Origin of the sequence: Grimontia celer (assembly GCF_900055185.1) — a bacterium.
Classification (GTDB): domain Bacteria; phylum Pseudomonadota; class Gammaproteobacteria; order Enterobacterales; family Vibrionaceae; genus Enterovibrio; species Enterovibrio celer.
This window is the reverse complement of record NZ_FIZX01000068.1, coordinates 1-537: the sequence shown is the minus strand read 5'-3', so window position 1 is coordinate 537 and position 537 is coordinate 1. Positions and strand designations below refer to the sequence as shown.

Below are 537 nucleotides of genomic sequence, written 5' to 3'. Positions count from 1 at the left end.
TTCTCGTAGAAGCGAGGAACCGCAGACATAACCGTTGGTTTAACGTCGCTCAACGCATCACGAACTTGCATGGTGTCTTGCAGGTAACAGGTAGTTGCGCCTTTATAAAGGACATAAAAAGTCCAAGCACGCTCAAATACGGGTGATAAAGGTAAGAAACACAATGAGACATCGTCTTTCGTTAAACTAAGACGCTCATCGTGGCCTTCTAGTTGGTATCCAATATTGCTATAATCAAGCATTACGCCTTTTGGTTGGCCAGTGGTACCAGAGGTATAAATAAGGGTCAGCAAGTCGTCCATGCTTGCATCGGCAAGACGAGTATCAAGTTCAGCTTGCTGTGATTCTACACCACAAGCCATAAACTCTTTCCAAGAGACAGCAAAGCTGTGGTCTTGAAGGTCGATATCGTCAGACATAGCAACAACGACTTCGAGTTGTTCACATTCATCAAAGAGCTTCACTGCCGCATCAAACTGAACTTGTTCGCCAACAAATAAGATCTTCACATCCGCATTTTGGATAATGTAAGAAGAC

General features: G+C 43.9%; 1 protein-coding gene. It reads right to left on the bottom strand.

The window, feature by feature from the left end; genetic code table 11:
* Nucleotides 1-537 (bottom strand): AMP-binding protein (locus tag GCE9029_RS25460; protein WP_157487866.1); only part of this gene is annotated, 537 nt, incomplete at both ends.